Raw genomic sequence first — 24394 nt, 5'->3', positions numbered from 1 at the left:
GGTAACAATCGGCTATGATAGGTCTTTCATGTCTGTAGATTTTGTCTTTAGTGAATGCATCGCTTATGAAAACTCTTCGCCAACAAAACCGAGTCGTTATCAGCTATGTCCCGCGGGTTGAACCCGCTCCGCCCGATCATGCCGAAAAAGTGGACGGGTATCGCGATGTCTGGCTGCTGCGCGGTAAATATGTCGCTTTCGTGCTGATGGGGGAAAATTTTCACCGTTCGCCGGTTTTCAGCGTCCCGGAAGCGGCCCAACGATGGGCGACGCAGATGCGCCAGCAGGACGAACTCGACGAAGAGTAATTCTGGCGCTACGGCTGGCGGAGCGCGGTGACAAGATAATCGGCAAACGCTCTGACCCTGGCTGAAAGATGCCGGTTTTGCGGGTAAAGAAGATAGAACGGACGCGAACGGCCAGCCATCTCCTGCATCACTTCTTCCAGCCGTCCTTCCGCCACTGCCTGTGCCGCCACAAAATGGTAGATCTGAAAGAGTCCGCCGCCCGCCATCGCCCAGCCCACACCCGCCAGCACATCTTCGTGGACCCTGCGGCGACTGGTGAAACTGAAATCCTGGTTTTCACCCTGCGCGTTGCGGAAAATCCACGCCACCGGGCGGCCCGTGCTGGGTAAAATAAACTGGATTAAATCGTGCTGGCGCAGGGCATCCAGCGTCTGCGGGCGCGTGTGATTTGCCAGATACGCTGGCGATGCAAAGACGCCGACGCTGGCATCTTCCAGCTTGCGTGCCACGACGCGGGAGTCTTTCGGTTCTCCCATCCGAATGGCCAGATCATAGCCGTCCTCAATAAAATCTATATTGCGGTTCGAAATGTTAAGTTCGACCTCGATATCCGGGTATGCCGCCATAAACGCCGGTAGCAACGGTACGATGCGGTGATGCCCGTACACCGTTCCGACGCTGACCCGCAGTACGCCTTGCGGGCGGCGCTGTTGTCCGGTTAGTGCGCGTTCTGCTTCGGCAATCTGATCCAGCGCCTGCTGGCACTGAGCGCGATACAATTCGCCATCGCTGGTCAATTTTACGCTGCGGGTGGTGCGATTAAACAACCTGACGCCAAGCCGTGTTTCCAGCCGACTAATCGTCCGGCTAACCGAGGCTGGCGTGATCCCCAGTGCTTCTGCCGCCGCAGTGAAACTACCGCTCTCTGCTGCCTTGCAGAAAAGCTCGATACTGCCCAGTTGTACCGACTCGAATGACCGTGACATTTATTCTCTGGTGTAATCAATAAAGTTCTTTCAGGTTAATTTATTTACAGCAAGTGAACCAGTACATTTCTCGTACTGTTAATCTATTGGGGACCAACCATGAAAAAACTGCTACAGGGTTTGCTTGCTGTTATTGCGCTGGCTACCAGCGTGACCACCTATGCCGCATCGAAAGGCAATGTACTGGTGCTGCTCTCCAGCGAGACCGCGCTGCCGCTGCAAGAGGGGAAAAGTTATGCTTCCGGCTTTTACCTTAATGAATTTGGTGTGCCCGCCGATGCGTTGCTCAAGGCCGGATATTCGCTGACGATTGTCACCCCCAAAGGCAATAAGCCGCTACCGGATGAGCACTCGATCGACCCGATGTATTTCGCTAATAACCCGCAAGAAATGCAGCGCATTAAGAGCGTTGTGGACACACTGACTGCCGAAGGCAACGTTAAATCGCTTAAACAGGTTCTGGCGCAGGGAACGGAGAGTTATGCGGGGATCTTTATTCCTGGCGGGCACGCCCCATTGATCGATCTGCCGGGGAATGCGGATGTTGGTGCGCTGCTGCGTCAGTTCCACCGCAGCGGTAAACCGACGGCGGCTATCTGTCATGGGCCGATTGCACTGCTGGCGGCGCAGGAGCAGCCGCAGACGTTTGAGCAGGGGCTGATTGCGGGCGCGCCAGCGGCGGCGAAAAACTGGATTTATGCGGGCTATAAGATGACGATTTTTTCCGATGCCGAAGAACAGGCCTTTGAAACGTCGTTGAAAGGGGCTAAGTTGCGTTATTACCCGGCGCAGGCGATGGCGCAAGCAGGAGGCAAGATGGCATTTGCCAACGCCTGGCAGGCCAATGTCGTGACGGACCGGGAGCTGATTACCGGGCAAAACCCTTTCTCGGATCATGCGCTGGCAAAAACGTTGATTGCTGCGCTGGATAGCAAAAAGCGATGAGATATAAAAAAGGCGGGGAGATTCCCCGCCTTGTCGTCTTTGGCTTAACGATGCGCCAGTTCGGCGTCGTCTTCGCTCTCCAGAATAGCTTTGTCGGTTTGCTTCAGCCACTGGCTGGTCAGCGTCCCGGCGGTCATGGAACCACTCACATTCAGCGCGGTACGACCCATATCAATCAGCGGTTCAACGGAGATCAGCAGCGCAACCAGCGTGACCGGCAGGCCCATGGCTGGCAGTACAATCAGCGCGGCAAATGTTGCGCCGCCGCCGACACCCGCGACACCGGCGGAGCTGACGGTGACAATCCCGACCAGCGTGGCAATCCACAACGGATCCAGCGGGTTAATGCCGACGGTGGGCGCCACCATGACAGCCAGCATTGCCGGATAGAGACCCGCACAGCCATTCTGACCAATCGTTGCACCGAAAGAGGCCGAGAAGCTGGCGATCGATTCCGGCACGCCCAGACGGCGGGTTTGCGCTTCGACGTTCAGCGGAATTGACGCCGCGCTGGAACGGCTGGTGAAGGCAAAGGTCAGCACCGGCCATACTTTGCGGAAGAATTTCAGCGGGCTGACGCCGTTAACGCCCAGCAGCAGTCCGTGCACGACAAACATAATGCCGAGGCCAAGATAGGAGGCGATAACAAAGCTGCCCAGTTTGATGATGTCCTGAATGTTGGAGCCCGCCACGACTTTGGTCATCAGCGCCAGCACACCATACGGCGTAAGTTGCATCACCAGACGCACCAGTTTCATCACCCAGCTTTGCAGCGTGTCGATAGCGGTCAGCACGCGCTGGCCTTTCGGTGCGTCATCTTTCAGCAATTTCAGCGCGGCGACGCCGAGGAAAGCGGCAAAAATTACGATGCTGATGATCGAGGTCGGATTCGCGCCGGTCAGATCGGCAAACGGGTTTTTCGGCACGAAAGAGAGCAGCAGTTGCGGTACGGTCAGATCGGCCACTTTACCGACATAATTGCTCTGGATGGCATTCAGACGCGCCGTTTCCGCTGTTCCCTGCACCAGTCCTTCGGCGGTCAGGCCAAACAGGTTAGTCACCAGCACCCCGACCAGTGCGGCAATCAGCGTAGTAAACAGCAGTGTGCCGATGGTTAAGAAGCTGATTTTACCCAACTGGGAGGCGTTATGCAGGCGCGCGACGGCGCTTAAAATAGAGGCGAATACCAGCGGCATTACGATCATTTGCAGCAGTTGAACATAGCCGTTTCCAACCACGTTAAACCACTGGATAGAGGCTTTCAGTACCGGGCTGTCAGCACCATAGATAGCCTGTAGCGCCAGGCCGAAGACCACGCCAAGCCCTAAGCCGACCAGCACTTTTTTGGCCAGGCTCCACTGTTTGTGGCGGGCCTGCGCCAGCAAAAACAGCAATGCCACGAACACAACGACGTTCGCGATTAATGGAAGATTCATCCCCGTTCTCCTGATTTCATTATTCGGTCAACCTTGCCGGTTAATCCAGTGGCGCAAGGTTAGCAGAAGTGCCGGGGTGGCCTTATATCCAAATGGAATGTTTTATGCAAAAAGCAGGGGAATTGCTGGTTTAATGGCCGGATTGTGGATGAATAAAGCGATTAAACTGATTTTGCAGCGAGTTTATCATCTGTGATGACCAGCGAACTGCACCGCTTTCGGGCAACGATTGCGGCATCCACACCGCCCAGGTGAACAGCGCCATACATAATACGCGCTCCAGTTGATTGCCTTTTTGCGGCACCAGGATCGGCAGGCGAAAGCGCCAGCGACAAGGCCATAACAGCGGCACGCCCGCAGGCGTCAGCATATCTGCAAGGATATGGCTCAAATAGCCCACCACCATTCCCTGCAATGCATCCGCAGGGACAATCCAGCTTTCCGGGACTTTTAGCGTAAACAGGGCGAGTGAGAGAAAAACCGCCAGCAGGCTGTGCGTAAAGCCCCGATGACCGAAGGCTCGCGCCACCGGTTTTGATATCCACTTCAGACGCTGGCCGAGGAAGGATTTCGGGTGATCGATGTCCGGTAACAGGCAGGTAAGAATGGCCGACGGAACAATATGCCACCAGTCACCCTGAGCAAGGACAGGTGTTAACTCGGCATTTTTGGCAAACACCGCGCAGGCAATGGAGAAAAGCAGGTGTCCTTCCGCCGTCATGATCAAACTCACTAAACTGTCGATGCATACAGTATAGGATGTTTATACAGTAGGCGGAAGAGGTGACGTTGTAACTCTTTGTCACAATCCTGTCAGATTAGCGCGCCAGCCAGCCGCCATCGACGGCAAGGGTGAAGCCATTGATGTAATCGGATGCCTGTGAAGCGAGAAACACCGCTGCGCCTTTCAAATCTTCGGGCTCGCCCCAGCGCCCGGCGGGAATGCGATCGAGTATCTCCTGGCTGCGTTCGGCATCTTCCCGCAGTTGCTGGGTATTATTGGTCGCCATATAGCCTGGCGCGATGGCGTTGACGTTAATCTGGTGCGGCGCCCACTCATTGGCCAACAGTCGGGTCAGCCCCATCACGCCGCTTTTCGACGCAGTATAAGAAGGCACGCGGATGCCGCCCTGGAAAGAGAGCATCGAGGCAATATTAATAATTTTGCCGCCGTTGCCCTGGGCGATAAATTGCCTCGCAACGGCCTGCGACAGAAAGAAGACCGTTTTCAGGTTCAGGTTCATGACGTCATCCCAGTCCTGCTCGCTGAAATCGAGGGCGTCGCAGCGTCGAATGGCGCCAGCGTTATTCACCAGAATATCTACCCGGCCCATCTGGTTCACCGTCTGATTAACAATGTCATCAAGCCCGTGCTGATGGCGCAGATCCGCCTGCACAGAAACAAAACGACGCCCGAGAGCCTGAACGCGTTCGGCCGTGTCGAGTGGAATTTTTCGGCCCACGCCGACAATATCGCAGCCCGCCTCCGCAAGCCCTAACGTCATTCCTTGACCCAGACCGGTATCGCACCCGGTCACAATGGCCACTCTACCTGCAAGCTTAAAGGCATCCAGTATCATGTTCTCTCCGGCGTAATCATTATTGTTGTAACAGGGCATCAGCGCCTGAAGATCAGAATAGAAGGTGGGCAAGAAAAATACAAATAAAATGAAATGATGTTTCAAAAATAAAATTAAGGGGCAACAAAAGCGGCTGCCCCGGTGGAATTAGCCGATAAGATGGGCAAGCGTGAGCTGTTCGAGGCTGGTGAGCTTAACGTTAGCCAGCACATAACGCGGATCGGCGCGGTGTTCTTCATCCGGTACCACAATCGAGCGCATCCGCGCTGCTTTGCTGGCGATCATGCCATTGACGGAATCTTCCAGCGCCACACAGGTCAGCGGATCAATGCCCAGTTTGGCGGCACAATCCAGGTACACCTGCGGGTGCGGTTTGCTGTAGGGGAGGTTTTCTGCCGAGGCCAGCGCATCAAAGCTGTCGCGCAGTTCAAACATTGCCAGCACTTTTTCCAGCATATGCAGCGGCGATGCGGAGGCCAGCCCGACCAGCAGGCCGTTGGCTTTACACAACGCAATGGCTTCGCGCACGCCAGGCAGTAGCGGGCGTTTCTCTTCAACCAGCGAAATTGCGCGCTGAATAATGCGTTCGGTCACTTCTTTGCGATCCGGGCCATTCCACGGTTGCTGCGCGTACCAGAGTTCCACCACCATATCGATGCGCAGACCGAGGGTATCGGGCAATTCATTACGTCGGTTAATGTCCACGCCCAGGCTTGCCATAACCTCCAGTTCGGCGCGATCCCAGAGTGGCTCGGAGTCGATAAGCAATCCATCCATATCAAAAATGGCAGCAAGAATTTGACGCGGAGCTGTCATAAAACCTCTCTTTTTTATGGCATGTCGCCGGGGAATAAACGGTAAGTATGGTTAAACGTTCATCATACCGACTTTAAAGATCAGGCGAAAATGATTATCAGCAGGTAGACTAAGGCGGAAACAGTGCGTCACTTACAAGGGGAATCCATGACGTATCAACAAGCTGGACGCATCGCTATTCTGAAACGCGTTCTGGGTTGGGTGATTTTTATTCCGACCGTAATTTCGACAGTCATTTCTGTACTGAAATTTATGTATGACCACAGTGAAAAACAGCCAGGCATTAACGCCGTGATGCTGGATTTTGCGCATGTCATGATTGAGATGATGCGTTTTAATACGCCTTTTCTTAACCTTTTCTGGTACAACTCGCCGACGCCCGACTTCCACCAGAGCCTGAACATTGTGTTCTGGCTTATCTACGCGCTGATCTTTGTTGGTCTGGCGTTGCAGGCCTCCGGCGCGCGCATGAGCCGCCAGGCGCGTTTTCTGCGAGAAGGGGTGGAAAACCAGATGATTCTTGAACAAGCCAAAGGGCCTGAAGGGTTGTCTCGCGAGCAGATCGAAGCGCGCATCGTCGTGCCGCACCACACCATTCTGCTGCAAATTTTCCCACTTTATGTGTTGCCAGTGATTGTGATTATCGCAGGCTACTTCTTCTTTTCACTGCTGGGCTTTCTGTAAGCGGTAACAAGCCCGAAAGCGATAATGCTCCCGGGCTTGTCTGTTCTACGCTGCCAATACGCGATCGAGCGCTTTTTGTGCGTTCAGCAGATGTTCGCCACCAAAAAGAATGGCCCGGTTGAAAAGCGTATAAAGCTGGTAGATCGGCTGACGTTCGGGGAAATCGAGGGGCAACGGTGAGACTGACTGGTAGCCGTCGTAAATCTGCGGCGGCTGATCCGGATGCAGCGGCAGCATCGCCAGATCGCACTCACGATCGCCCCAGTAACAGGCCGGATCGTAAATATAAGGACCGTCTGGCCCCAGCGCGCAGTTATCGGACCACAGATCGCCATGCAGTAAGGACGGCTGCGGCTGGTGAGAGCTAAGGCGCTGCTGGACATGCTCGACAATGGCGTCGATATTGCCGAACTCCATGCCTTTTTCCGCAGCCAGCTCCAGTTGCCAGCCAATACGCTGTTCGGCAAAAAACGTTGACCAGCGGCGCTGCCAGGCGTTGGGCTGCGGCGTGGTGGAAAGATCGTTATCAAAATCGAGGCCAAACTGCGGTTGATCGCTCCACTGGTGCAGACGCGCCAGTTGCTGACCGAGCAGAAACGCGTTGTGCGCATCCAGCGGGCGGGCAGGGAGATACTCCATGACCAGAAAGCTGTAATCGCGATCGCTACCCACCGCCCATACCGTCGGCACCTTTACCGTATTACTGCGCGCCAACAGTGCGAGCTGATCGGCTTCGGCGGTAAAAATAGGCAACAGTTCACGTTCATCGCATTTTACGAAAAGATCGCGACCCGCGTAACGGACATGCCATGCAGCATGGATTTCGCCGCCTGGCAGCTCATCCCGCTGCTCAATCTCGCCACTTCCCAGTTGTTCGCGTAACAGACCACTTATCGCTTGCCACATGATGTCTCTCCCATGTAATCAGCCAGATCATAAGGTTAGCGCACTAAAGCTGTGAAAAAATACGACGTAACGCACACCTGCGGGACAGGCGGTGCGCCATGGCACTTAATGCTCTTTTTGCTGCCATGCCTCCCAGGTGCTGATGGCGATATCAGCCTCTTCAGCCACCGCGGCGGTGGCTAATCCACGGGCGAGTTCAAGCACTTCCTGTTCACTGAGCGCACTGATGAGCCCGAAGGTGTTGGTGCCCAGATCGTGAACATTGCCATCTTCATCGGTCATCGTGAGCAGGAAACCTGCACGTGTAAAGTGGTTATTTAGCTCGTTGATTTCGGCCAGGCTTTGCTCATGAAATTTCACCACTACCACGTAGCGCGTGATGCCGTCGCTGCTCATATATCACCTCGTTGTAATCCTGAAGGTTTTTTTAGCATAGTCGTCAGGCGCTATTTGTCGATTCTCAGGCATTGCGCAAATAGTCGTAGATCTTTTGCGTGTCGGCCAGCGCACACAGGCGAGTACCATGGTTGATCGTGGCGGCGCTCCCGGCAGCAACACCGTAACGGACCATATCGTCCAGCGGCGCGTCGTGCGCCAGTTTTAGCGTCATCGCACCCACCATACTGTCGCCAGCGCCTACCGTACTCTGGCTTTTCATCGGCGGCGGCACGACCTGCACACACTGGTTCGCATCGACGGCCAGCGCACCCTGAGGGCCCAGCGATACGACAACGCGCAGCGCTTTACCGCTATCAACAATCTCCTGTGCGGCTTTGCGCACATCATCCGGCTGGGTCAACTCCCGGCCCACCAGCGCGCTTAGCTCTTTCTGATTCGGTTTGACCAGTTCGATGTTGCCGATAGCCAGCGCAGCGCTAAGGGCTTCGCCGGAACTGTCAACGATGCAGCGCAGCCCATGCTGCTGTGCGGTTTTAATCAGTTGTGTCAGTTTCCCGACGGTAATGCCTGGCGGCAGACTGCCGCTCACTACCAGCAATGCGCCTGGCTCAATGGTGAGTACTTTTTCTTCGATCTGGCGAAATTCATCTTCACTGAGGCTGGCGCCCGGCATGACAAAGCGGTACTGCTCGCCGCTGGATTCAACGTGAACATGCAGGTTCTGCCGTGTCCAGTCTTTGGCGTAGACGCTGATGGTTGGCACGTTTTCATCTGCTAACAGCGCAGTCAGGTGTTCGCCGGTTGCGCCACCGGCCGGAAAAATCGCTGTGGCTTTACCACCAAGATGGGTAATGGCCCTTGCGACATTAATGCCGCCGCCGCCGGGCTCAAAAACAGGTGAAGTGCAGCGCAGTTTCCCTTCTGGATAAATCTGCGGCGTTAATGTTGCGCTGTCCAGTGAAGGTGCCAGCGTCAAAGTATAAATCGCGACCATGATGACCTCCTTTTTCTTCGGTTGCAGTAAGCCTGGCACTGAATCCAGCGGAGGGAAAGGAAATAACAGCCTGATTTAAATATGATATCGATTAACCTGGCTTAGAGGATTAATAACCATTTTGTAGTTTTTGAGATCTCTCTTATTCAAAAATTCCAATAATATTTCATTGATATGTTTAAGCGGCCTTTTTATAATTTGTTACCTTTCTTTGGAACGTTAGTCGTTGATCCTGATGAAAGTTTCCGGGACCGTGATGGTCTCTTTTTTTTGCTGTTCGGACTCTAAAAAAATGAAGCTTTTGAAGACAGTACCCGCGTTTGCACTGGTCGCGGGCGTATTTGCGGCAATGAATGCTGCCGCAGATGATACCGTTTTTACTGTCATGGATGACCCATCCACCGCGAAACACCCGTTTGAAGGTAGCGTGAACGGCGGCTATCTGGCGCAGTCCGGCAACACAAAGAGCTCCTCTTTGACTGCCGATTCCACCCTGACCTGGTACGGCAATACCACGGCCTGGTCTCTGTGGGGCAACGCCAGTAATACCTCATCGAACGATGTTCGTTCGTCTGAGAAATACGCCGTTGGCGGCCGTAGTCGTTATAATCTGACGGATTATGACTATATTTTCGGCCAGGCCAGTTGGTTGACCGATCGCTATAACGGTTATCAGGATCGCGATGTATTTACCGCCGGTTATGGTCGTCAGTTCCTGAATGGCCCGGTTCATAGCCTGCGCTTTGAATTCGGTCCTGGTGTACGTTACGACAAGTACACCGATGACAACACCAAAACCACCGCGCTGGGTTATGCATCCGGTACTTATACCTGGCAAGTGACTGACACCACCAAATTCACGCAGGGTGTGTCTGTGTTTGGCGCGGATGACACCACAGTGAACTCAGAAACAGCGCTGGAAGTGGCTATCAATGCCCATTTCGCGTTGAAAGTAGGTTATTACCTGACCTGGAACTCCCAGCCGCCTTCAACTGCGCCGGATCATACCGATCGCAGAACGACGGTTACGTTAGGTTATAAAATGTAATACGCCGGGCCGGAAATTCCGGCCCACTGTTTTTGTTTATTTGTGCTATTTTATCGCGCCTTATATTCAGTTTTATTTAAGTAAATCCCTCTCTCCATATTGTCTTCATAATTAATTACCTGGACACATATTCAGTTTATTTGACACGAATGGATAAATAAATTGACTGGGCAAAAGTGTGATCCAGATCTACACTGGTTTTACGGGCGGAAAAACGGCCCAGCAAATAATGTTCGTATTACAGAAAGAGAACTCAATTATGAAAACAATCAAAACTGCCGCAGTTGCCGTGGTGCTTTCCGCACTCTCTTTTGGCGTCTTCGCGGCTCAGTCTGCTACTTCAGCCAGCCAGAGCAACACGAATATCACTAACATTGAAGCGGGCTCCAATATGGTGCCGGTCGCACAATCTACTCACGGAACCAACGATCAGGCGTTTGATGCGCATACGCTGGTTGCTGGTGAATGGAATTAAGTAGATTCTTAGTTAATTCATTAACTTTGAAAAACCGGAGAGTGTAGTACCGGTTTTTGCAATTATCCCCTAATGTAAAATTAGCGCTCTGTATTTTATTAAACATTGACGAAAACTGACGGTGATATTTAAAGAACTACAGGTGTTAAATAGGTTGTCTGTTTAACTCCGCAACAAAGATAAAATATTTTCTGCCGACTGATTTGCCACTTTGAGTACGGCATCCTGCCCCTGTTGTAATATTTGTGCTTTCACCATCTTGCTGATTTCCAGTGCATAATCTGCGTCTTCAATGCGGCTTTTTGCCGCCTGTGTGGCAATATTTTGTTGCGCCAGCACTGATTTTGACGATTCAAAGCGATTAATGAACGCACCGTACTGAGAACGATAGTGACTGACTTTCTCCAGCGCGCTATCGAGTGTTCCCATCGCATCACCAGCGGTCGCCATCGAACGAATATCGGTATTCAGTAACCCCAACGATTTCAGATCGGCCGGCGTGGTCGGCATCGTAACGGCACCCACCTCGCCATCAAAATTTGCACTGGTGACCACCTCCCAGGGAAAACTCTGCTTTGGCGGTTCGGCGGGCGTGATTTTTGGCGTGGGCAGGGTGCCCCAGTTCAGGTTACTGGTAAACGAGCCGCTACCGACAATCATCACCACCAAATCTTCCGTAACGTTATCTATTTTGATTCGTTCCAGCCGGTTGGAACCATTACTGCCGTCGTTGTAGGCTTTGCCGGATTCGTAGCGATCGCCATCACCGCTGTATCGGATGGTCATGCCGTCGTAATTAAGCGTTGCGCTGCCATTCAGCACCCAACTGGAACCTCCTTCTATCAATAATGAATCATCATAGATTGCACCTGCCTCAAAACCGTTGGCCTCGGTCAGTACGCGGCTGGTCGCTTTTGCCGGGGTGGTAATACCGCGGCTTTTCCAGGTGTAATCCGGATCGGTACCGTCGATCGGCGTACCGGCAAGGTGCTTGCCATCGCGCGTGAAGAGCTGAATGTCATCGTCAAGTCCCAATGAATCAATAGTGAGGGTGATATCCTTCGCCCCCGCGGGAATATACGCCAGAGAAACAATTCCCGAGCTGAATGTGTAATTCGTTCCTGCAACGGGAAATTTCGTGTCCAGTGGCGGAACATTACCGATTAACTCTGGCGGCAGATCCGGGGTGTCGGTGGCCAGCGGGTAGCGACCAAAAATCTCTGTGTTTTCTGAAAGGTACTGAATATTTTCAAGAATTTCTTGATATTCAGCATGCAAACTTTCCCGGTCACTTACCGACAACGTACTGTTACCGGACTGGATGGCCAGGCTTTTCGCTCGGATCAACAATTCACCGACGGTACCCAGGCTGTCTTCGGCGGTTTGCGCCATACTCATGGCATCGTCAAGCCCGCGTGAAATCACGGTATCCGAATTAACATTGGCGCGCATGCGGTTAACAATCGCCTGGCCTGCAGCGTCGTCTTTCGCACCGTTGATGCGCAATCCAGACGATAATCGTGCAATAGATTCCTGTAATGCTGATGCCGTTTTCTGGCGGGTGGACAGATTGAGACCGACCATTTCATTGTAATTAATCGTCTGCATCGCTGAGCTAACTTATCCGTGCTTCTAATGAATCATTCATCGGCAGTGGAGGCAGGTAACTTTAAGGTAAATTTACAAGTCAGTTTAATATATGTGCATCCGATTGAAAGTGAAGGAAGTTGTCTGCAGGAGGTTACAAAGGGAGTGTTTATCCCTATCCTGATACCGATTAAGCCAGGCAAAAAACCACAACAACCGGAGGAACAATGGGGAATTCCAAAGATGAGGCATTATACGAGGAGATGTGCCGGGTGGTGGGGAAGGTAGTGCTCGAGATGCGCGATCTGGGACAGGAGCCAAAGCATGTTGTCATTGCTGGCGTGGTCAGAACGATGCTGGCAAATAAGCGAGTTACGCGTTCTGCATTAACGCAGGAAGCAATGGAAACAGTGATTCGCGCGTTGGGGTATCAATCCTGATAAATAATGAAGAAAGGCACGCTTGCGCGTGCCTTTTGTGAGTGCGAGTTTGTCCTTCAAAGCAGCCTGGCGCCGTCAGCGCCGCTTTTTATGACGACCCGGTAAGCTTCTTGCTGATTTCATGCTGCGGTGCTTATAAAACGAAAAAATAATGATCGCAAGGAGCGCGATAATGATAACGGGATAAACGATTGCCATGCTTTATCATTGAGTTAGATGTTAATGGGAAGCCAACTAGACTGCCAGTGGTACTGTTGTGTCAAGGTGGCCACTAAAAATCAGATTAAACGCATGCTATGCGATTAATTTTGAAACATTTTTTCACAATAACAATCATCACTGCCGGTTATGGATATCCTGTTTTCAGACGTGCGGAGCTGCCACGCTGGAGTGAATAAAAAGCACTCACTTGCTGTTATATCCCGGAAATTCCATTTTGTACGTTTTTTTCTGCGGCAGGCCGAAAACGTGGTGGGAGGTTGCCGCTGATGTGAAGGTATCGGGAGCTAACTTACTGAATTGCCAGTTGCTGTGAACTGACAACTCACGTAGGAAATGCGTTATCTCAATCGGGCGGGATCAATTTCCGCCATGATTAAACTGGCGATATCCTGCTTTTGATGCACCTTTCCACATTTGATGATGATCTGCCTTGCGTTTTCGTATCCCGGCGCCCAAAGCTGATTGTTGAGCCGTACATCTTTGTAGATAGCAATGAGCGGTTTCTGCCAGGCTGCCGCCATATGCACGATCGAAGTATCGGGCGAGATAATCAGATCGGCTTGCGCAATAAGAGCCATTGCATGATGCAGGGTTTTAAAGGGATTTATGACGACTTTGTCGGGGAGTGGCAGGTGGATCTCTTTACGGTGATCGAGCAAAATAATATTTACCGCAGGATACGCGATCTGCAACTGTTCAATAATTACTGCAAGCTGAGTCTGGGATAAGCAGCGATCCTCATTACCGGCAAAGATATTAATGATAATCTTACGGCCTTCGATGGCTGCCAGAAATTGTTGTGTCTCAGCATAAATATCCTGTGGGATATGCAGGTCATAAGTTTCCAGTTGTTTTTTATCTAACTGCATGCAGTCAGCGATGCAGGAAAAGGTTTTGCTGACATGCAAGTTTGCGCAATCAAAATCAAAGGATTTTGTATAATGGTTAATAGAGGGCCATTTGTTAAATCCTAATACTGCTTTGGCATTTATTTGCCTTAATAACAACAACCGATGTACCGGAATATCAAAAAGGGAGGGGTCGATAACAATATCGTATTTATTACTGGCTAACTCAGTAATCACAGAACGGGGGACATTATGGGTGAATTTTTTGAGGTAGCTGGCAGAAGTGACATCCTCTGCCTCGTAAATATGGCGAATGCGGGGATTATAGCGCATTACCTGGCTGTTTGATTTTGTCAGCAGAAAATCAACGATATATCCTGACTCGTGCAGACATTTAACCAGTGCGGAATCGACGACGACATCGCCGATTGCTCCTTCGTTGCGCATCAACAGAACTTTTCTCGCTGAGATTAAATTCAGTTCGCTTCGGGCAGGACTGTCCCATAGCATTTTTGCAATATAAATGCGTAACAGCATACGTATTTTTTTTATAAGATAATTACGCCGTCTGTTGAGTGCTCTTAGTTTTTTAAATTTGCCGACAGGCATTTCTATTGCTGTGTGTTGCATCATGATTACTCTTTTCCTTATTCACAATAAACACTCCCGTCATTTGTTCTAATGAGATCACAAGACGGTAAAAATGATTCAGTCAGGTTTGTTAGTTATTACAGTAAAACGATGAATATTTTTTCGCTTGATTTCATCATGTGAAATTGAGGATATGATGGATGAAATGTGAATTCGTTATATTTTTTGCGGTAGCGCATATAAAACGGCTGAGTGGTATAATTGTCCGTATTATGGGAACGTCATTGACGGCGAATTTATTGTTGTTATCGCGCCATGATGACGTGACTGGCATGATCCCTGCGATGTACGCCAGGAATATGATTCTGTTCACGCTTTTATGTCGCCGCGATGCCGTGTACTATTGTGGGGCGTTATCAACAGGTGGGGATGGGCACAGCCAGGCTTTCGTACATTCTGGTGTGCACAGTTTGCAGAGTGAAGCAAATAAACATTCTTAACGTGCTGATATAAATACATTATTTAATTTTGTATGTGCTCTTTCGTGTGGGGCACCACTGCAAATAAGGAAATGAAATGCCTGTAATTACTCTTCCTGATGGCAGCCAACGCCATTACGACCACGCCGTAAGCCCTATGGATGTTGCGCTGGATATCGGTCCGGGACTGGCGAAAGCCTGTATCGCTGGGCGCGTTAATGGCGAACTGGTTGATGCTTCTGATGTAATCAACAGTGACGCCAACCTCGCCATCATCACCGCTAAAGATGACGATGGTCTGGAAATTATCCGTCACTCCTGTGCGCACCTGTTAGGCCATGCGATCAAGCAATTGTGGCCGAATACCAAAATGGCGATTGGCCCGGTTATTGATAACGGCTTCTATTATGACGTTGATCTTGACCACACCCTGACCCAGGAAGACATCGACGCGCTTGAAAAGCGTATGCATGAGCTCGCCGAAACCAACTACGACGTCATCAAGAAAAAAGTGAGCTGGCAGGAAGCGCGCGAGACCTTTGTCAAACGCGGCGAAAACTATAAAGTCTCCATCCTTGATGAAAACATTGCGCATGATGACAAGCCGGGCTTGTATCATCACCAGGAATACATCGACATGTGCCGCGGTCCGCACGTGCCGAACATGCGTTTCTGTCATCACTTCAAACTGATGAAAACAGCAGGGGCTTACTGGCGCGGCGACAGCAACAACAAGATGTTGCAGCGTATCTACGGCACCGCGTGGGCAGATAAAAAAGCGCTGAATGCCTATCTGCAACGCCTGGAAGAAGCGGCAAAACGCGATCACCGTAAAATCGGTAAGCAACTCGACCTGTATCATATGCAGGAAGAGGCTCCGGGTATGGTTTTCTGGCATAACGATGGCTGGACTATCTTCCGTGAACTGGAAACATTTGTTCGCTCTAAGCTGAAAGAGTACCAGTATCAGGAAGTGAAAGGCCCGTTCATGATGGACCGTGTGCTGTGGGAAAAAACCGGCCACTGGGACAACTACAAAGATGCGATGTTTACGACGTCTTCCGAGAACCGTGAATACTGCATCAAGCCGATGAACTGCCCGGGTCACGTACAGATTTTCAACCAGGGCTTAAAATCCTACCGCGATCTGCCGCTGCGTATGGCTGAGTTCGGTAGCTGCCATCGCAATGAACCATCAGGCGCGCTGCATGGTTTGATGCGCGTACGTGGCTTCACTCAGGATGACGCCCATATCTTCTGTACGGAAGAACAGGTGCGTGATGAAGTGAACGCATGTATTCGTTTAGTCTACGATATGTACAGCACCTTCGGTTTTGAGAAAATCGTCGTCAAACTCTCTACTCGTCCGGAAAAACGTATCGGTAGCGATGAGATGTGGGATCGTGCTGAGGCGGATTTGGCAGTTGCGCTGGAAGAGAACAATATCCCGTTTGAATTCCAACTGGGTGAAGGCGCATTCTACGGTCCGAAAATTGAATTTACCTTATATGACTGCCTCGATCGTGCATGGCAGTGCGGTACAGTACAGCTTGATTTCTCCCTGCCGGCTCGTCTGAACGCCTCTTATGTAGGCGAAAGCAACGAACGTCAGGTTCCGGTGATGATTCACCGCGCGATTCTTGGTTCTCTGGAGCGCTTTATCGGCATCCTGACTGAAGAGTTCGCTGGCTTCTTCCCGACCTGGCTGGCGCCGGTGCAGGTAGTGGTCATGAATATCACCGATTCACAGTCTGAATACGTTAACGAATTGACGCGTAAACTGCAAAATGCGGGCATTCGTGTAAAAGCAGACTTGAGAAACGAGAAGATAGGCTTTAAAATCCGCGAGCACACTTTACGTCGCGTCCCTTATATGCTGGTTTGCGGTGACAAAGAGGTTGAGGCCGGCAAAGTTGCCGTGCGTACCCGCCGTGGTAAAGACCTGGGGAGCCTGGACGTAAATGATGTTATCGAGCAGCTGCAGCAAGAGATTCGCAGCCGCAGTCTTCAACAATTGGAGGAATAAAGTATTAAAGGCGGAAAACGAGTTCAAACGGCGCGTCCCAATCGTATCAATGGCGAAATTCGCGCCCTGGAAGTTCGCTTAACAGGTCTGGAAGGCGAGCAGCTTGGTATTGTGAGTCTGAGAGAAGCTCTGGAAAAAGCTGAAGAAGCCGGGGTTGATTTAGTTGAAATTAGCCCTAACGCCGAGCCGCCCGTTTGCCGTATAATGGATTACGGCAAGTTCCTCTATGAAAAGAGCAAATCTTCTAAGGAACAGAAGAAGAAGCAAAAAGTTATTCAGGTTAAGGAAATTAAATTCCGACCTGGTACAGATGAAGGCGACTATCAGGTAAAACTCCGCAGCCTGATTCGCTTTCTCGAAGAGGGCGATAAGGCCAAGATCACACTGCGTTTCCGTGGTCGTGAAATGGCCCACCAACAGATCGGTATGGAAGTGCTTAATCGCGTGAAAGACGATCTGAATGAGCTGGCAGTTGTCGAATCCTTCCCAACGAAGATCGAAGGCCGCCAGATGATTATGGTGCTTGCTCCGAAGAAGAAACAGTAAGGCCATCAAGTAATTAAACCTGTGGGCCACAGGCTCACGGGTTTAGTTCGCCTTTGTTTCGTTTATTAACAATGCGAAGTGGAAGTTAAAAAATGCCAAAAATTAAGACCGTACGCGGTGCTGCTAAGCGCTTCAAAAAAACCGGTAAAGGTGGTTTTAAGCACAAGCACGCTAACCTGCGTCATATTCTGACCAAAAAAGCTACTAAGCGTAAACGTCACCTGCGCCCGAAAGCCATGGTTTCCAAAGGCGATCTGGGTCTGGTAATCGCGTGCCTGCCGTACGCATAAGTCGTTAACCTTTTAACTTTTTTTAAGAATATAGATACAGGAGAGAGCATATGGCTCGCGTAAAACGTGGTGTGATTGCACGTGCACGTCATAAGAAAATTTTGAAACAAGCTAAAGGTTACTACGGCGCGCGTTCACGCGTTTACCGTGTTGCCTTCCAGGCTGTTATCAAAGCTGGTCAGTACGCTTATCGTGACCGTCGTCAGAAAAAGCGTCAGTTCCGTCAACTGTGGATTGCACGTATCAACGCAGCAGCACGTCAGAACGGTATCTCTTACAGCAAATTCATCAATGGCCTGAAAAAAGCCTCTGTTGAAATCGACCGTAAGATCCTGGCTGACATCGCCGTATTCGACAAAGTGGCATTCTCTGCACTGGTTGAAAAAGCGAAAGCAGCTCTGGCATAAGCCAGTTTAAGAGAGGGAGCCTGGCTCCCTCTTTTGCTTTAACATTATCAATACATTGACATTTTGCAGTGATGTGTTTTCAATAGCCCATCGCCGCCACTTACCCTGTTAAGGTAACGCAAGCATGAATGCTGCTATTTTCCGCTTCTTTTTTTACTTTAGCACCTGAATCCGGGAGGCTAGCGCGTGAAAGAAGAAACGGAAAACAGCGCCAGAAAGCCTCCCTGTGGAGGCTTTTTTTGTATCTGCCGTTTGTAAATATCGTCATATAACGAGGAAAACCATGTCACATCTCGCAGAGCTGGTTGCCAGTGCGAAGGCAGCCATTAACGATGCTTCAGATGTCGCCGCTCTGGACAACGTCCGCGTCGAATACCTGGGCAAAAAAGGGCACCTGACCCTTCAGATGACCACCCTGCGTGAGCTGCCGCCAGAAGAGCGCCCGGCTGCCGGGGCAGTGATCAATGAAGCAAAAGAGCAGGTTCAGCAAGCGCTGAATGCCCGTAAATCGGATCTGGAAAATGCTGCGCTGAATGCGCGTCTGGCTGCCGAAACCATCGATGTCTCCCTGCCGGGTCGTCGCGTGGAGAATGGGGGATTGCACCCGGTAACCCGTACGATCGATCGTATCGAGAGTTTCTTCGGGGAGCTCGGCTTTACCGTCGCCACCGGCCCGGAAATTGAAGACGATTATCATAACTTTGACGCGCTGAATATTCCGGGTCATCACCCGGCACGTGCGGATCACGATACTTTCTGGTTTGACGCGACGCGTTTGCTGCGTACCCAGACCTCTGGTGTGCAGATTCGTACCATGGAAAATCAGCAGCCGCCAATCCGTATCATCGCCCCCGGACGCGTTTACCGTAACGACTACGACCAAACGCATACCCCAATGTTCCATCAGATGGAAGGGCTGATCGTGGATAAAAACATCAGCTTTACTAACCTGAAAGGCACACTGCATGACTTCCTGCGTAACTTCTTTGAAGAAGATCTGCAGATTCGTTTCCGCCCGTCTTACTTCCCGTTCACTGAGCCGTCTGCAGAAGTCGATGTAATGGGTAAAAACGGCAAATGGCTGGAAGTGCTGGGCTGCGGCATGGTGCATCCAAACGTACTGCGTAATGTTGGAATCGATCCGGAAGTTTACTCCGGCTTCGCATTTGGCATGGGGATGGAGCGTCTGACCATGCTGCGTTATGGCGTTACCGATTTGCGCGCATTCTTCGAAAACGATCTGCGTTTCCTCAAACAGTTTAAATAAAGGCAGGCAAAACAATGAAATTCAGTGAACTGTGGTTACGCGAATGGGTCAATCCAGCCATTGACAGTGAAGCGCTGTCAGGGCAAATCACCATGGCTGGCCTGGAAGTGGACGGCGTGGAGGCGGTTGCCGGGGCGTTTCATGGTGTTGTGGTTGGCGAAGTGATGGAGTGCGCCCAGCACCCGAACGCTGACAAACTGCGCGTGACGAAAGTAAATGTTGGCGGCGATCGCCTGCTGGACATCGTCTGTGGCGCGCCGAACTGCCGTCTGGGCCTGAAAGTCGCCGTAGCGACAGTGGGTGCGGTACTGCCTGGTGACTTCAAAATCAAGGCGGCAAAACTCCGCGGCGAACCGTCGGAAGGCATGCTGTGCTCCTTCTCCGAGCTCGGTATTTCTGACGATCACAACGGCATTATCGAACTGCCGGCAGATGCGCCGATCGGCACCGATATCCGTGAATACCTGAAGCTTGATGATAATACCATTGAGATCAGCGTCACGCCGAACCGTGCGGATTGCTTAGGGATCATTGGTGTTGCGCGCGATGTGGCGGTACTGAACCAGTCTCCGCTGACGGCGCCGGAAATTTCGCCGGTCGCCGCGACAATTACCGACACGTTGCCGATCGCAGTGGAAGCCGCCGATGCCTGCCCGCGCTACCTCGGACGAGTAGTGAAGGGCATCAATGTTAAAGCGCCAACTCCGCTGTGGATGAAAGAGAAGCTGCGTCGCTGCGGTATTCGTTCAATCGATGCGGTTGTGGACGTAACCAACTATGTTCTGCTGGAACTGGGTCAGCCGATGCACGCGTTTGACCGCGATCGCCTTGAAGGCGGCATCGTGGTGCGCATGGCAAAAGAGGGCGAAACCCTGGTGCTGCTGGACGGCAGCGAAGCGAAACTGAACGCGGACACGCTGGTTATTGCTGACCATAACAAAGCGCTGGCGATGGGCGGTATCTTTGGCGGCGAACACTCTGGCGTGAACAGCGAAACCCAGAACGTACTGCTGGAATGCGCTTTCTTCAATCCGCTTTCTATTACTGGTCGTGCACGCCGTCATGGTCTGCACACTGATGCTTCACATCGTTATGAGCGCGGTGTCGACCCACAATTGCAGTACAAAGCCATGGAGCGCGCAACTCGCCTGTTGCTGGATATCTGCGGCGGCGAAGCGGGTCCAATCATTGATGTCACGAATGAAGCTAAGCTGCCGAAACGTGCGACCATTCGTCTGCGCCGGAGCAAACTGGATCGCCTGATTGGTCATCATATTGCCGATGAGCAGGTCAGCGATATCCTGAAGCGCCTTGGTTGCGAAGTCACTGAAGGCCAGGACGAATGGCTGGCCGTTGCGCCGAGCTGGCGTTTCGATATGGAAATCGAAGAAGATCTGGTGGAAGAAGTGGCGCGTATTTACGGCTACAACAACATTCCGGATGCGCCGGTTCAGGCCGGTCTGGTCATGGGCGAACACCGTGAAGCGGATCTGTCGCTGAAGCGTGTGAAAACCATGCTCAACGACAAAGGCTACCAGGAAGTGATCACCTACAGTTTCGTTGATCCGAAATTGCAGCAATTGATCCACCCGGGCGAAGAAGCGTTGATCCTGCCAAGCCCGATCTCCAGCGAAATGTCGGCAATGCGTCTGTCACTGTGGACTGGTTTGTTGGGCACTATCGTTTATAACCAGAACCGCCAGCAGAGCCGCGTGCGTATTTTTGAAACGGGTCTGCGCTTTGTCCCTGATACCCAGGCAAATCTTGGTATTCGTCAGGATGTCATGCTGGCGGGCGCCATTTGCGGCAACCGTTATGAAGAACATTGGGATCTGGCAAAAGGCAGCGTGGATTTCTTCGACCTGAAAGGCGATCTGGAATCTATTCTGGAGCTGACTGGCAAATTATCCGCCATTGAATTTCGCGCAGAAACGAATCCGGCGCTCCATCCGGGACAATCTGCGGCGATTTATCTGAAAGATAAACGTATTGGTTTTATTGGTGTTGTGCACCCTGAACTGGAACGTAAGCTCGATCTGAACGGCCGCACTTTGGTGTTTGAACTGGAGTGGAATGCGCTTGCAGACCGCGTGGTTCCTCAGGCTCAGGAGATTTCACGCTTCCCGTCGAACCGTCGTGATATCGCTGTTGTTGTGGCTGAAAATGTGCCCGCAGCAGATGTTTTGGCCGAGTGTAAGAAAGTTGGCGTAAATCAGGTAGTTGGCGTAAACTTATTTGACGTGTACCGCGGTAAGGGCGTAGCGGAGGGGTATAAGAGCCTTGCCATTAGCCTGATCCTTCAGGATACCAGCCGTACACTCGAAGAAGAGGAGATTGCCGCTACCGTTGCCAGATGTGTAGAGGCATTAAAAGAGCGATTCCAGGCATCATTGAGGGATTGAACCTATGGCGCTTACAAAAGCTGAAATGTCAGAATATCTGTTTGATAAGCTCGGGCTTAGCAAGCGGGACGCAAAAGAGCTGGTAGAGCTGTTTTTCGAAGAGATCCGTCGTGCTCTGGAAAACGGTGAGCAGGTAAAACTCTCCGGCTTTGGCAATTTCGATTTGCGCGACAAAAATCAACGTCCGGGGCGTAACCCGAAAACGGGCGAAGATATTCCCATTACAGCCCGGCGCGTGGTGACCTTCAGACCCGGCCAGAAGTTGAAGAGCCGTGTTGAAAACGCTTCGCCCAAAGCTGAATGATATGAACTAACTAAAAAGGCCGCACTGCGGCCTTTTTTCTTTTCAGCGCCCGGCATCAATCATAAAATCAGCCACCTGACTGACGGTAAAACGGTTAACATGCTGGCATACGCTCATCTTCAACAGCAACGAAATCGCCGCTGGCTTGGCGGATTATTGCTGCTTTTATTATTCTCTGTGTTTATTAGCCTCTGTGCGGGCGAGCAATGGATCGCGCCAGGCGGCTGGTTTACTCCTGATGGTCAGCTCTTTGTCTGGCAAATTCGTCTTCCCCGTACGCTGGCGGTAGTGCTGGTGGGTGCCGCGCTGGCGCTCTGCGGCGCAGTGATGCAGGCGCTTTTTGAAAATCCGCTCGCGGAGCCGGGATTGTTGGGGGTCTCCAGTGGCGCGGGCGTCGGGTTGATTGCCGCTGTACTGCTGGGCGGCGGTATGTTGCCAGGCTGGGTGCTGGGTGTGTGCGCCATCGCCGGAGCGCTGATCGTGACGCTTATTCTGCTACGCTTCGCCCGGCGTCATCTCACCACCAGCCGTCTGCTGCTTGCTGGCGTAGCGCTTGGCATTATTTGTACAGCGTTAATGACGTGGGCGGTTTACTTTTCTACCTCATTCGATTTACGCCAGCTTATGTACTGGATGATGGGCGGTTTTGGCGGGGTCGACTGGCAACAAAGCTGGCTGATGGTGGCGTTGCTACCAGCGATGATCTGGGTCTGTTTTCAATCAAAACCGCTGAACGTTCTGGCGCTGGGTGAGATATCCGCCCGGCAGTTGGGGCTGCCGCTATGGCTGTGGCGAAATTTGCTGGTGGTGGCAACGGGCTGGATGGTAGGCGTCAGCGTTGCGCTGGCGGGAGCTATTGGCTTTATTGGTCTGGTGATCCCGCATATTTTACGTCTCTGCGGGCTGACCGATCACCGGGTGCTGCTTCCTGGTTGCGCGCTGGCGGGGGCGGTGGCGCTGTTGTTCGCTGATATTGTTGCACGGCTGACGCTCAGTGCCGCTGAGTTACCCATCGGCGTCGTCACGGCGACGCTGGGTGCGCCGGTGTTTATCTGGTTATTATTAAAGGTCGGGCGTGAAGCCTGAAATCCATAACATCAACAAAGGGTACGCTATGCAACAGGATATTCTGAATACCGAAGTCACGACCATTGATGGTGAGCAGACCACGCTGGAAACTTATCGCGGTAATGTATTACTCATCGTCAATGTGGCATCTAAATGCGGCCTGACGCCGCAGTATGAGCAACTGGAAAACCTGCAAAAAACGCTCGCCGGTGAGGGCTTCACGGTGCTGGGATTCCCCTGCAACCAGTTCCTTGGCCAGGAGCCGGGTTCGGAAGAGGAGATCAAAACTTTTTGCAGCACGACTTACGGCGTGACGTTCCCGATGTTCAGCAAAATTGAAGTGAATGGTGACGCGCGTCATCCGCTGTATAAAAAATTGATCGCTGCCGCGCCGTCTGCTGTTACGCCGGAAGGCAGCGGTTTCTATGCGCGTATGGAGAGTAAAGGCCGTGCGCCGAAAGAGCCGGGTGATATTTTGTGGAATTTCGAAAAATTCCTCATTGGCCGCGATGGTACGGTGATTCAGCGTTTCTCACCGGATATGACCCCGGAAGATCCGGCTTTGCAACAGGCCGTTAAACAGGCTTTGACGAAATAATGTCAGCGCTGTTGCAACTGCAAAATGTGGGAGAATCGGGCAGGCTGGGGCCGATTACGGCATCGGTTGAGCGGGCGGCGATTCTGCATCTGGTCGGACCAAATGGTGCAGGGAAAAGCACGCTACTTTCCCGGCTTGCTGGTCTATCTGGCGGGCAGGGCGAGGTGTTGTTGAACAACCGTCCGCTGGAACAATGGCCCGCCCTGGCGCTGGCGCAACATCGCGCTTACCTTGCCCAGCAGCAGACGCCGCCTTTTGCTATGCCAGTCTGGCACTATTTGCTGTTGCATCAGCGCGACACAGCGCAAACCCACAGTCTGGGGAAAATTGCCGCTAAGCTTGGGCTGGGTGACAAGCTTAGCCGTAGAGTCAATCAACTTTCTGGCGGTGAATGGCAGCGGGTGAGGCTGGCCGCAGTGATTTTACAGATCCACCCGGAGGTGAATCCCTCCGGGCAGTTGCTGTTGCTGGATGAGCCAATGAATAGCCTTGATGTAGCGCAACAGACTGCGCTGGACAAGCTTATAGCGGAGCTGGTGAGCGGTGGCGTGACCGTAGTGATGAGTAGCCACGACCTCAACCATACGTTGCGCCATGCACAGCAGGTGTGGTTGCTGAGCGCCGGGCGGCTACTGGGTAGCGGCAAACAAGAAGAGGTGCTGACGCCTGCTCATCTGGCGGAAGTTTACGGTATGGCTTTTCGTCGTTTCGACGTAGACGGGCATCGTGTGCTGATCCCGGCGACGTGACGAAAAGGTGACTTGCCACGCAACTGATTCACACGGTAGATTATTCCGATAAA

The 24394-nt window shown here is 52.0% G+C and carries 27 protein-coding genes and 1 other annotated feature; of the genes, 17 read left to right on the top strand and 10 right to left on the bottom strand.

Features of this window, described 5'->3' with window-relative positions; all coding sequences use genetic code 11:
• The first annotated feature begins 65 nt into the window (after positions 1-65).
• Complete coding sequence (gene cedA, locus Y71_RS15595; protein ID WP_007374626.1) at positions 66-308, top strand: cell division activator CedA; 243 nt, start codon at positions 66-68, stop codon at positions 306-308.
• Between the two features lie 8 nt (positions 309-316).
• Here the strand turns inward: cedA and Y71_RS15590 are convergent, their stop codons facing one another.
• Positions 317-1234 (bottom strand): LysR family transcriptional regulator, encoded by a 918-nt coding sequence (locus Y71_RS15590; RefSeq protein ID WP_007374627.1) that lies wholly within the window; start codon positions 1232-1234, stop codon positions 317-319.
• Between the two features lie 99 nt (positions 1235-1333).
• On the opposite strand from Y71_RS15590, the gene Y71_RS15585 reads away from it, so the two are divergent.
• Positions 1334-2179 carry a type 1 glutamine amidotransferase domain-containing protein gene (locus tag Y71_RS15585; protein WP_007374628.1) on the top strand — a complete coding sequence of 282 codons (846 nt, stop codon included), beginning with the start codon at positions 1334-1336 and terminating at the stop codon, positions 2177-2179.
• A 44-nt stretch (positions 2180-2223) separates the two neighbouring features.
• Here Y71_RS15585 and Y71_RS15580 read toward each other — a convergent pair whose 3' ends face one another.
• From Y71_RS15580 to hxpB, 4 genes are all read right to left on the bottom strand, one after another.
• On the bottom strand, positions 2224-3615 hold the full coding sequence (locus tag Y71_RS15580) for an L-cystine transporter (protein WP_035886115.1): 1392 nt from the start codon (positions 3613-3615) through the stop codon (positions 2224-2226).
• A 130-nt stretch (positions 3616-3745) separates the two neighbouring features.
• On the bottom strand, positions 3746-4336 hold the full coding sequence (locus Y71_RS15575) for a metal-dependent hydrolase (RefSeq protein ID WP_007374630.1): 591 nt from the start codon (positions 4334-4336) through the stop codon (positions 3746-3748).
• Positions 4337-4433: 97 nt separating this feature from the next.
• A complete protein-coding gene (kduD, locus tag Y71_RS15570; RefSeq protein WP_007374631.1) occupies positions 4434-5195 on the bottom strand; it encodes a 2-dehydro-3-deoxy-D-gluconate 5-dehydrogenase KduD in 762 nt (253 codons plus the stop codon).
• 147 nt (positions 5196-5342) lie between these two features.
• Positions 5343-6011 carry a hexitol phosphatase HxpB gene (gene hxpB, locus Y71_RS15565; protein ID WP_007374632.1) on the bottom strand — a complete coding sequence of 223 codons (669 nt, stop codon included), beginning with the start codon at positions 6009-6011 and terminating at the stop codon, positions 5343-5345.
• 147 nt (positions 6012-6158) lie between these two features.
• Here hxpB and Y71_RS15560 point away from each other — a divergent pair, with 147 nt between their 5' ends.
• Positions 6159-6695 (top strand): YniB family protein, encoded by a 537-nt coding sequence (locus Y71_RS15560; RefSeq protein ID WP_007374633.1) that lies wholly within the window; start codon positions 6159-6161, stop codon positions 6693-6695.
• A gap of 45 nt (positions 6696-6740) precedes the next feature.
• Here the strand turns inward: Y71_RS15560 and Y71_RS15555 are convergent, their stop codons facing one another.
• The 3 genes from Y71_RS15555 to pfkB form a co-directional block, all read right to left on the bottom strand.
• Positions 6741-7601 carry a fructosamine kinase family protein gene (locus Y71_RS15555; RefSeq protein ID WP_007374634.1) on the bottom strand — a complete coding sequence of 287 codons (861 nt, stop codon included), beginning with the start codon at positions 7599-7601 and terminating at the stop codon, positions 6741-6743.
• A gap of 105 nt (positions 7602-7706) precedes the next feature.
• Positions 7707-7997 carry a type V toxin-antitoxin system endoribonuclease antitoxin GhoS gene (gene ghoS, locus Y71_RS15550; RefSeq protein WP_007374635.1) on the bottom strand — a complete coding sequence of 97 codons (291 nt, stop codon included), beginning with the start codon at positions 7995-7997 and terminating at the stop codon, positions 7707-7709.
• 64 nt (positions 7998-8061) lie between these two features.
• Positions 8062-8994, bottom strand: coding sequence for a 6-phosphofructokinase II (gene pfkB / locus Y71_RS15545; RefSeq protein WP_007374636.1), 933 nt, complete (start codon positions 8992-8994; stop codon positions 8062-8064).
• A gap of 292 nt (positions 8995-9286) precedes the next feature.
• Between pfkB and Y71_RS15540 the strand changes: the two genes are divergently transcribed.
• The gene (locus Y71_RS15540) at positions 9287-10042 is read left to right on the top strand and encodes a DUF481 domain-containing protein (protein ID WP_007374637.1); all 756 of its coding nucleotides are present in this window, start codon (positions 9287-9289) and stop codon (positions 10040-10042) included.
• 259 nt (positions 10043-10301) lie between these two features.
• Positions 10302-10517 (top strand): YdgH/BhsA/McbA family protein, encoded by a 216-nt coding sequence (locus tag Y71_RS15535; RefSeq protein ID WP_035943610.1) that lies wholly within the window; start codon positions 10302-10304, stop codon positions 10515-10517.
• 162 nt (positions 10518-10679) lie between these two features.
• Here Y71_RS15535 and Y71_RS15530 read toward each other — a convergent pair whose 3' ends face one another.
• Positions 10680-12125, bottom strand: a complete 1446-nt coding sequence (locus tag Y71_RS15530; protein ID WP_007374639.1) for a flagellin N-terminal helical domain-containing protein — start codon at positions 12123-12125, stop codon at positions 10680-10682.
• A 206-nt stretch (positions 12126-12331) separates the two neighbouring features.
• Here Y71_RS15530 and fumD point away from each other — a divergent pair, with 206 nt between their 5' ends.
• Positions 12332-12544 carry a fumarate hydratase FumD gene (gene fumD / locus Y71_RS15525; RefSeq protein ID WP_035886110.1) on the top strand — a complete coding sequence of 71 codons (213 nt, stop codon included), beginning with the start codon at positions 12332-12334 and terminating at the stop codon, positions 12542-12544.
• Positions 12545-13104: 560 nt separating this feature from the next.
• Here the strand turns inward: fumD and Y71_RS15520 are convergent.
• On the bottom strand, positions 13105-14247 hold the full coding sequence (locus Y71_RS15520; RefSeq protein ID WP_007374643.1) for a glycosyltransferase family 9 protein: 1143 nt from the start codon (positions 14245-14247) through the stop codon (positions 13105-13107).
• A 534-nt stretch (positions 14248-14781) separates the two neighbouring features.
• Here Y71_RS15520 and thrS point away from each other — a divergent pair.
• The 11 genes from thrS (at position 14782) to btuD (ending at position 24341) form a co-directional block, all read left to right on the top strand.
• Entirely contained in the window at positions 14782-16710 is a 1929-nt protein-coding gene (gene thrS, locus Y71_RS15510) for a threonine--tRNA ligase (protein ID WP_007374644.1), read from the top strand.
• 3 nt (positions 16711-16713) lie between these two features.
• On the top strand, positions 16714-17256 hold the full coding sequence (gene infC / locus Y71_RS15505) for a translation initiation factor IF-3 (RefSeq protein ID WP_071532057.1): 543 nt from the start codon (positions 16714-16716) through the stop codon (positions 17254-17256).
• A gap of 92 nt (positions 17257-17348) precedes the next feature.
• Entirely contained in the window at positions 17349-17546 is a 198-nt protein-coding gene (gene rpmI, locus Y71_RS15500; protein ID WP_001124225.1) for a 50S ribosomal protein L35, read from the top strand.
• 50 nt (positions 17547-17596) lie between these two features.
• Entirely contained in the window at positions 17597-17953 is a 357-nt protein-coding gene (gene rplT / locus Y71_RS15495; protein WP_007374646.1) for a 50S ribosomal protein L20, read from the top strand.
• A gap of 119 nt (positions 17954-18072) precedes the next feature.
• Positions 18073-18196: a sequence feature (Phe leader region), on the top strand.
• The gene (gene pheM, locus Y71_RS30050) at positions 18078-18122 is read left to right on the top strand and encodes a pheST operon leader peptide PheM (protein ID WP_001386830.1); all 45 of its coding nucleotides are present in this window, start codon (positions 18078-18080) and stop codon (positions 18120-18122) included. (Overlaps the previous feature by 45 nt.)
• Positions 18197-18236: 40 nt before the next feature.
• Positions 18237-19220 carry a phenylalanine--tRNA ligase subunit alpha gene (gene pheS, locus Y71_RS15485; protein ID WP_007374647.1) on the top strand — a complete coding sequence of 328 codons (984 nt, stop codon included), beginning with the start codon at positions 18237-18239 and terminating at the stop codon, positions 19218-19220.
• Between the two features lie 14 nt (positions 19221-19234).
• The gene (gene pheT / locus Y71_RS15480) at positions 19235-21622 is read left to right on the top strand and encodes a phenylalanine--tRNA ligase subunit beta (protein WP_007374648.1); all 2388 of its coding nucleotides are present in this window, start codon (positions 19235-19237) and stop codon (positions 21620-21622) included.
• 4 nt (positions 21623-21626) lie between these two features.
• A complete protein-coding gene (gene ihfA / locus Y71_RS15475) occupies positions 21627-21926 on the top strand; it encodes an integration host factor subunit alpha (RefSeq protein ID WP_006820203.1) in 300 nt (99 codons plus the stop codon).
• Positions 21927-22025: 99 nt separating this feature from the next.
• On the top strand, positions 22026-23012 hold the full coding sequence (gene btuC, locus Y71_RS15470) for a vitamin B12 ABC transporter permease BtuC (protein WP_007374649.1): 987 nt from the start codon (positions 22026-22028) through the stop codon (positions 23010-23012).
• Between the two features lie 28 nt (positions 23013-23040).
• Complete coding sequence (locus tag Y71_RS15465) at positions 23041-23592, top strand: glutathione peroxidase (protein WP_007374650.1); 552 nt, start codon at positions 23041-23043, stop codon at positions 23590-23592.
• A complete protein-coding gene (gene btuD, locus Y71_RS15460) occupies positions 23592-24341 on the top strand; it encodes a vitamin B12 ABC transporter ATP-binding protein BtuD (protein ID WP_007374651.1) in 750 nt (249 codons plus the stop codon). Before Y71_RS15465 ends, btuD begins: the two co-directional genes overlap by 1 nt.
• Positions 24342-24394 lie beyond the last annotated feature (53 nt).

It is taken from the genome of Kosakonia radicincitans DSM 16656 (genome assembly GCF_000280495.2).
Taxonomy (GTDB): Bacteria; Pseudomonadota; Gammaproteobacteria; order Enterobacterales; family Enterobacteriaceae; genus Kosakonia; species Kosakonia radicincitans.
This window is presented reverse-complemented; position numbering and strand designations above follow the sequence as displayed.

Excerpts from the sequence above, each read along its gene's own strand:
- cedA (WP_007374626.1), top strand. The coding sequence starts at position 66 with ATGAAAACTCTTCGCCAACAAAACCGAGTCGTTATCAGCTATGTCCCG.
- Y71_RS15590 (WP_007374627.1), bottom strand. The coding sequence starts at position 1,234 with ATGTCACGGTCATTCGAGTCGGTACAACTGGGCAGTATCGAGCTTTTC.
- Y71_RS15585 (WP_007374628.1), top strand. The coding sequence starts at position 1,334 with ATGAAAAAACTGCTACAGGGTTTGCTTGCTGTTATTGCGCTGGCTACC.
- Y71_RS15580 (WP_035886115.1), bottom strand. The coding sequence starts at position 3,615 with ATGAATCTTCCATTAATCGCGAACGTCGTTGTGTTCGTGGCATTGCTG.
- Y71_RS15575 (WP_007374630.1), bottom strand. The coding sequence starts at position 4,336 with ATGACGGCGGAAGGACACCTGCTTTTCTCCATTGCCTGCGCGGTGTTT.
- kduD (WP_007374631.1), bottom strand. The coding sequence starts at position 5,195 with ATGATACTGGATGCCTTTAAGCTTGCAGGTAGAGTGGCCATTGTGACC.
- hxpB (WP_007374632.1), bottom strand. The coding sequence starts at position 6,011 with ATGACAGCTCCGCGTCAAATTCTTGCTGCCATTTTTGATATGGATGGA.
- Y71_RS15560 (WP_007374633.1), top strand. The coding sequence starts at position 6,159 with ATGACGTATCAACAAGCTGGACGCATCGCTATTCTGAAACGCGTTCTG.
- Y71_RS15555 (WP_007374634.1), bottom strand. The coding sequence starts at position 7,601 with ATGTGGCAAGCGATAAGTGGTCTGTTACGCGAACAACTGGGAAGTGGC.
- ghoS (WP_007374635.1), bottom strand. The coding sequence starts at position 7,997 with ATGAGCAGCGACGGCATCACGCGCTACGTGGTAGTGGTGAAATTTCAT.
- pfkB (WP_007374636.1), bottom strand. The coding sequence starts at position 8,994 with ATGGTCGCGATTTATACTTTGACGCTGGCACCTTCACTGGACAGCGCA.
- Y71_RS15540 (WP_007374637.1), top strand. The coding sequence starts at position 9,287 with ATGAAGCTTTTGAAGACAGTACCCGCGTTTGCACTGGTCGCGGGCGTA.
- Y71_RS15535 (WP_035943610.1), top strand. The coding sequence starts at position 10,302 with ATGAAAACAATCAAAACTGCCGCAGTTGCCGTGGTGCTTTCCGCACTC.
- Y71_RS15530 (WP_007374639.1), bottom strand. The coding sequence starts at position 12,125 with ATGCAGACGATTAATTACAATGAAATGGTCGGTCTCAATCTGTCCACC.
- fumD (WP_035886110.1), top strand. The coding sequence starts at position 12,332 with ATGGGGAATTCCAAAGATGAGGCATTATACGAGGAGATGTGCCGGGTG.
- Y71_RS15520 (WP_007374643.1), bottom strand. The coding sequence starts at position 14,247 with ATGATGCAACACACAGCAATAGAAATGCCTGTCGGCAAATTTAAAAAA.
- thrS (WP_007374644.1), top strand. The coding sequence starts at position 14,782 with ATGCCTGTAATTACTCTTCCTGATGGCAGCCAACGCCATTACGACCAC.
- rpmI (WP_001124225.1), top strand. The coding sequence starts at position 17,349 with ATGCCAAAAATTAAGACCGTACGCGGTGCTGCTAAGCGCTTCAAAAAA.
- rplT (WP_007374646.1), top strand. The coding sequence starts at position 17,597 with ATGGCTCGCGTAAAACGTGGTGTGATTGCACGTGCACGTCATAAGAAA.
- pheS (WP_007374647.1), top strand. The coding sequence starts at position 18,237 with ATGTCACATCTCGCAGAGCTGGTTGCCAGTGCGAAGGCAGCCATTAAC.
- pheT (WP_007374648.1), top strand. The coding sequence starts at position 19,235 with ATGAAATTCAGTGAACTGTGGTTACGCGAATGGGTCAATCCAGCCATT.
- ihfA (WP_006820203.1), top strand. The coding sequence starts at position 21,627 with ATGGCGCTTACAAAAGCTGAAATGTCAGAATATCTGTTTGATAAGCTC.
- btuC (WP_007374649.1), top strand. The coding sequence starts at position 22,026 with ATGCTGGCATACGCTCATCTTCAACAGCAACGAAATCGCCGCTGGCTT.
- Y71_RS15465 (WP_007374650.1), top strand. The coding sequence starts at position 23,041 with ATGCAACAGGATATTCTGAATACCGAAGTCACGACCATTGATGGTGAG.
- btuD (WP_007374651.1), top strand. The coding sequence starts at position 23,592 with ATGTCAGCGCTGTTGCAACTGCAAAATGTGGGAGAATCGGGCAGGCTG.